7 protein-coding genes, 1 tRNA gene and 1 pseudogene are annotated in these 6,031 nt (G+C 40.3%); 4 read left to right on the forward strand and 5 right to left on the reverse strand.

Annotation, left to right across the window (positions count from 1 at the left end):
- The 4 genes from KO495_RS00100 to KO495_RS00115 form a co-directional block, all read left to right on the forward strand.
- Positions 1-494: spondin domain-containing protein (locus KO495_RS00100; protein ID WP_215978359.1), on the forward strand; the 494-nt coding region annotated here is incomplete at its 5' end.
- A 10-nt stretch (positions 495-504) separates the two neighbouring features.
- Positions 505-1,212 carry a spondin domain-containing protein gene (locus tag KO495_RS00105; RefSeq protein ID WP_215978360.1) on the forward strand — a complete coding sequence of 236 codons (708 nt, stop codon included), beginning with the start codon at positions 505-507 and terminating at the stop codon, positions 1,210-1,212.
- A gap of 129 nt (positions 1,213-1,341) precedes the next feature.
- A complete protein-coding gene (locus KO495_RS00110; RefSeq protein WP_215978361.1) occupies positions 1,342-2,061 on the forward strand; it encodes a response regulator transcription factor in 720 nt (239 codons plus the stop codon).
- 2 nt (positions 2,062-2,063) lie between these two features.
- The gene (locus KO495_RS00115) at positions 2,064-3,575 is read left to right on the forward strand and encodes a HAMP domain-containing sensor histidine kinase (RefSeq protein WP_215978362.1); all 1,512 of its coding nucleotides are present in this window, start codon (positions 2,064-2,066) and stop codon (positions 3,573-3,575) included.
- A 76-nt stretch (positions 3,576-3,651) separates the two neighbouring features.
- On the opposite strand, the gene KO495_RS00120 is transcribed toward KO495_RS00115, so the two are convergent.
- From KO495_RS00120 to KO495_RS00140, 5 genes and pseudogenes are all read right to left on the reverse strand, one after another.
- Positions 3,652-3,742, reverse strand: a tRNA-Ser gene (locus KO495_RS00120).
- Positions 3,743-3,890: 148 nt separating this feature from the next.
- Positions 3,891-4,118: a hypothetical protein gene (locus KO495_RS00125; protein ID WP_215978363.1), complete on the reverse strand. Its 228-nt coding sequence runs from the start codon at positions 4,116-4,118 to the stop codon at positions 3,891-3,893.
- Between the two features lie 45 nt (positions 4,119-4,163).
- Positions 4,164-4,439: pseudogene (locus KO495_RS00130) on the reverse strand (MarC family protein); the annotation flags it as partial.
- A 75-nt stretch (positions 4,440-4,514) separates the two neighbouring features.
- Positions 4,515-5,429, reverse strand: coding sequence for a glutaminase (locus tag KO495_RS00135; protein ID WP_215978366.1), 915 nt, complete (start codon positions 5,427-5,429; stop codon positions 4,515-4,517).
- A 104-nt stretch (positions 5,430-5,533) separates the two neighbouring features.
- Positions 5,534-5,998, reverse strand: coding sequence for an HPP family protein (locus tag KO495_RS00140; protein ID WP_215978364.1), 465 nt, complete (start codon positions 5,996-5,998; stop codon positions 5,534-5,536).
- Between the last annotated feature and the right edge of the window lie 33 nt (positions 5,999-6,031).

Genomic DNA, 6,031 nt, shown 5'->3' on the forward strand with positions numbered 1-6,031 from the left:
GTAATATTACTGGCCTTGCAGGTATTGTAGACGCTGTTTCAGGCAACAAAGTTGAAAACCCTGCCGACGGTTTGCTTGCACCTTCACAATCTACCATGGCAATGCTTGAAACAACTGACGGTAATCAATACTTATCAATTACCGCAATGATGTTACCCACCAATGATGGTTTTGTTGGCTTAAACAGTTGGATGATCCCAACAGCACCGGGTAGTTATGATATTTACCTAAATGCCTACGATGCAGGCACTGAAGCTAACAATGAGCTAATTCTAGCAGGCTCTGGTGTTGTCGGTATGCCGGGTATTCCTGCTGCCCCTGGAGGCTCTGGCATAAATGGCACTGGTGTTACTAATACCGAAACCAATCAAAGTGTTCATATTCACCGTGGCAGTTTAGGTGACGATCAACCTGAAAGTGGTAACAGCGACCTTCATAACACGGTGCACAGATGGTTAAACCCTGTAGCGAAAGTTACTGTAACGGTAAAATAGGAGTATTGTCATGAATATGTTCAAAAAACTTTCTTTACCGCTATTATTAGCAGGTCTTTATGGCTGCGGTAGTGATAATAATACCAGAGTTGATGATATGGAAACGCCTGTGCCTGCTGCAATGGTTTATAGCTTTTCTGTGTCGATTACTAACCTTACCCACGCACAACCATTATCCCCCATTGGCATTGCACTTCACCAAGACGGTGCTTTTTGGGAGATTGGCTCGCCAGCTTCTGAGGCACTTGAGCAAATGGCCGAATCGGGTGATAACTCAGCACTACTCGCGCAAGAAATAGTGATGACTTCAACCAGCGATAGCATGCCTTTGCCCCCTGGAAATACTATTGACTTGATGGTTGATAGCGAACAGCTTAATAACATAAAACTCAGTTTATTTACCATGATGGTGAATACCAATGACGGTTTCTCAGGTCTTAATGCTATAGACGTATCTCAGTTAGCAGTCGGTGAAGCGTTAAACGTTAATACAATGGCCTATGATGCGGGCACTGAAGCTAATAGCGAAAGCTCTGGAACCATTCCTGGGCCTGCTGATGGCGGCGAAGGCTTTAACAGTGAACGTAATGATAGCCAAATTGTTTCAGCACACTCTGGTGTTGTAGGACAAGATGACGGTTTAACTCAGTCGGTATTAAACGGTAATCATAAATTTGATAACCCGATAATGACAATCACTATAACGCGGATGCAATAAGCGAGGAAAACGACTGTAAGTTTGCTTTGAAAGTAATACCTTAGGCTAAACCCTGTATTAATCTTTAAAGCAATCTCTTACGGTCGCTCACATTGGGTGACTTCCTCAACTTCGTGTAAGGTGAGGAAAATGAGAGATCAGGTCTTAATTGTTGAGGATGACCGTGACATCGCACGATTGGTGCAAGTACATTTAAGTGAATTATCCCTCGAAAGCCACCATGTAGGGTGCGCCGAGTCGGCACTTAGTTACCTTGAAAATACCGCATGTGCGCTAGTATTACTCGACATTATGCTGCCAACAATGGATGGCTTAACCTTGTGTCGAAAACTCAAAGATAGCTCCCCCGAAACAAGCGTTGTGCTGTTAACCTCAAGAAGCGCTGAAATGGACCGTGTGATAGGCCTTGAAATGGGCGCTGATGATTATATTTGTAAACCCTTTAACACCCGTGAATTACAAGCACGCGTTAAAGCACAATTACGTCATGTGCACTTGCTTCGTAATAAACAGCAAATAGAAGAAGTTGCAACCATTGTAACCCTAGGCCCTTTGCTGATAAACCAACAGTCACGCGACGTATTTATTCAACGCGAAACATTAAACCTAACGTCAACCGAGTTTGATTTACTTATATTTTTTGCCAGTCACCCTAACCAAGTATTCAGTCGTACGCAATTACTTGACTCAGTATGGGGCTATCAACACAGTGGTTACGAGCATACCGTAAATTCACATATTAATCGGCTGCGCGCTAAGTTAGAGCCCTACCAGCTAGATAACGTAATAGAAACCGTATGGGGCGTAGGCTATAAACTTAACCCCTCAACATTAACTTGTATGGACTGATAATGCTGTTTAATCGATTTTCACTTTACCAAAAAATTGTTGCATCACTCTTTGTTATTTTTAGCGCAGTGATCATGATGATTGTCAGTTGGAGTCAACAACTAGAGCAAGTGTCTCAGCAACAAGCACAGCAAAAGCTTCATTTACAGCTTGCCACGCACTTAGTACAAGACAATCCATTATTGCAACAAGGGGTATACGATTACGACGCGCTTAAAAACCTATTTCATACCTTGATGTTACTGGGCCCAGCATTTGAGTTTTACTTTGTAGATCCTCATGGCGAAATTCTGACTTATTCAGCCCCTAAAGGTAAGGTGAAACGTAAAAAAATTAATTTAGCTCCTTTGCTATCTCTTATTGAACAAAACAACAAACTCCCTATTTATGGTCAAGATCCACGCAATATTGATAAAACAAAAATATTCTCGGTCGCACCAGTCTATAACCATGAAAACCCAAAAGATAAGACACAAAAAAATCTACAAGGCTACTTGTATGTCATCATTGGTGGTGAGGCTTACGATACTATTTTTAATCGTATCAAAGCCAGTGAAATACTCAGTGTTACCGCTATGTGGTTTGTTGCTGGTTTTATTTTTTTATTACTCTTTTTATTGGCATTATTTCGCTATTTCACCCAGCCTATGCAGCAACTTGTACAACAGTTAACCGCTATTGAATCAGCTCGCTTTGACTTAACCAATATAACTCTTCCCCAGTGGCCAAGTAATACCCGTAACGAGGTTCATCAACTTGGCAATAGCATAAATAACATGGTGTTACGTATTGATAGTCAATTTAAACAACTCAAGCAAAACGACAGCCAACGCCGCGAATTACTCACCCATCTTTCTCATGACTTAAGAACGCCCCTTGCATCTTTACAAGGGTATTTAGAACTATTAACACATGCGAAAGTAACTGACACCCCAGAGCAAAAAGCTGACTACCTTGCTATTAGCTTAAATAATACTAAACAGCTTAAAGGCTTAATTGACCAAATTTTTGAATTAGCTCACCTTGAATCAGGTCATGTTGAAGTGAACAATGAACGCTTTAACCTAGGTGAATTAATCTACGACTGTCTAGCTAAGTTTACTTTAAAAGCAACGCAGTTAGGCGTGACGTTTAACGTTGAACCTAAAATTTGTGACTTTATGATCTCTAGCGATATTGCTAAACTAGAACGTATTTTGAGCAACTTAATTGACAATGCACTGCGTCACACTCCCTCTGGAGGTAATATCACCATTAAAGTAAGCAACCAAGAACATGCAATAAACTTACAAATATGTGACACGGGTACTGGCATTAATGCCGATGAAATTAACTACATTTTTGATGCCCGCTACCGCGCCAGTAATGCCAAAGGCTGCAAAAAAACTCATGGCGGTTTAGGGTTGGCTATTTGCAAACAACTACTAAAACTACTCCATAGCGATATTGAGGTGCGCAGCCAATTAGGTACAGGTACACAATTTGAAATAGTACTTAGAAAAAATAGTGCTTAGAAAAAGTTGATAATCTCAAGCCTAAATTTCAAGAAAAAAAAAGCCCTAACATTTCTGTTAGGGCTTTTTCTTAATGTGGCGGTGAGATAGGGATTTGAACCCTAGATGGGCTACAAACCCATGCCGGTTTTCAAGACCGGTGCTTTCGACCACTCAGCCATCTCACCGAGTTGCTTTAAACAAACCTTGTAAATCAATGCTTGCCTGAAGACGGGGCGAATATTAAAGTCTCTCTGATATGTTGTAAAGCACTATTTTACGAATTTTGTTGATTTTAGGTTTGTTTGATAAAAAAATAGTCAGCTTGTTTTTATTTCACACAATATTCGGCATTACTGCATATGTTCCATGCCACATATCACATAAAGCGGTAAGCTCTTCAATGGCACTATGCTGATATTCACAGGCAACAAAAATGTATATAACCTCTCCATGTAAGGTTATTTTTGTTAATCCTGTGGTTTTTGCTAAACGCTCGTAGAAAATTTGCTCATCTGTTTTGCATTTAAACACAATATGTTTAATGGCAATTGTTATTGTCATACTTTTATGCTCGCTAAAAGCGATAGTCTCTCAACGATAAGTGAGTTATAAAGTAAAATACTCTTTAATACCTGATAGCACATTAGCCGTTGCTACTGATGCTAAGATAAGCCCCATAATTCGACTTATAATACTTGCGCCGCTATTACCTATAATGCGATGTGTCCAACTCGCGCATAATAGTAAGATAAGTACAATAACTAATACCGCTAGCATCATCGCTGCCGTTTGAGTTTGTTCGATCAAATTATAACGAGCATTTTCTGTCATTAATACTGCGGCCAACATAGCACCAGGTCCGGCAATTGAAGGAACCACTATAGCTTTATTCTTTAAAAATAGTGGTCACAGTTTGTTACTTGGTTTGGCTTTAACTTCAATGCTAAATCGTGAATGTTAAAAAACTGACCAACCTGTACGTTGAACCAGTAATTCCAAGGCTAATGTACCTAACTTACTATTGCCAATAGTATCAAGCCCTGGAGACCAAACCGCAATAGATGCTTTACCTGGTGCAATTGCTAAAATACCACCACCAACACCACTTTTACCTGGTAGCCCGACACGATAGGCAAATTCACCCGAACCATCATAATGTCCACACATTAACATTAATGAGTTTATTCGCCTTGCTCGTTGCGACGATACAATTTGTTTCCCTGTAACCCTGTTAACGCCATCAGAGACCAAAAACAGTCCTGACTTTGCCAGTTGCTCACAACTCATAGAAATAGAGCATTGATGATAATAAGCGCCTAACAGTTTATTAATATCATGCTCAATACGGCCAAATGACGCCATAAAGTGCGCCAATGATGCATTACGATGTCCGGTAGCTAACTCCGACAAAGCAACTTTTTCATCAATTGCTACGCTGTTATCGTTAGCAATATAGCGAACAAACTGTAATATTTCTGCGAGGACTTCTTTAGGCTCATGCCCCATCATAATGGAATCTACAACGGCAATTGCACCGGCATTAATAAATGGGTTACGTGGCTTACCATGCTCATGTTCAAGTTGTACTATTGAGTTAAAAGGATCGCCAGAAGGCTCTCGACCTACTTTGTTCCAAACAGCATCACCAATTTTCCCTAACGCTAACGTTAAACTAAAAACCTTAGAGATGCTTTGAATTGAGAATAACTGTTGCGCACAGCCCGCATTGAAAACCTCTCCCGTAGGTAAAGCAACTGATATACCAAATTGATTGGGGTCAACAGCAGCTAGCTCAGGAATATAGTTAGCAACAGTACCACGCTCTGTACTTGCATTCATCGTGTCAGCAATTTCATTTAAAATAGTTTGCAAGGTTAATGTCTCAGTTGCTAAGAATAGTGGTGTTTTTATCATGATAAGCTTGGGAATGAAAAGTAAATTTACCCTTGGCTTTATTATATTTTAAATATCACGAATTAAGGTTTAGCGGTTTCAAAAGGTGAAGCACGCCACTTATTAAACAACAAACCGAGCAGTACAATCACACATGAGCCAAGTAGTACTGGTGTAAATAAAAACGACCAGCTCTGTCCTGATAGCATAATTAATAAAGGATTTGCGCCTGCTGGCGGATGAGTGGTGTTAGTCAATAACATTGTGCTAACCCCTACCCCTGTCGCTAATGCCAAAGACCATGGCGTTACTCCAATATAGTTAATAAAAACAACACCAATAAGCGCCGTTATAAAATGCCCCAAAATTACATTTTTAGCTTGTGCTAAGGGGCTAGTTGGCACACCAAAAACTAATACTACACTGGCGCCAAAGGGAGCCATAAGCCAAAGCCCTGAATGTACTGAAAAACTATCAAGGTAAGTTAGTACACCTATCGCCAAAGTGGCCGCAACTCCTGCGGTAAAAGCAAATACTGTTTTTTTCATAAGACCTCCAAAAAAAGTAGAACGACTTGTCTA

The organism is Colwellia sp. D2M02 (assembly GCF_018860755.1).
Classification (GTDB): Bacteria; Pseudomonadota; Gammaproteobacteria; order Enterobacterales; family Alteromonadaceae; genus Colwellia; species Colwellia asteriadis.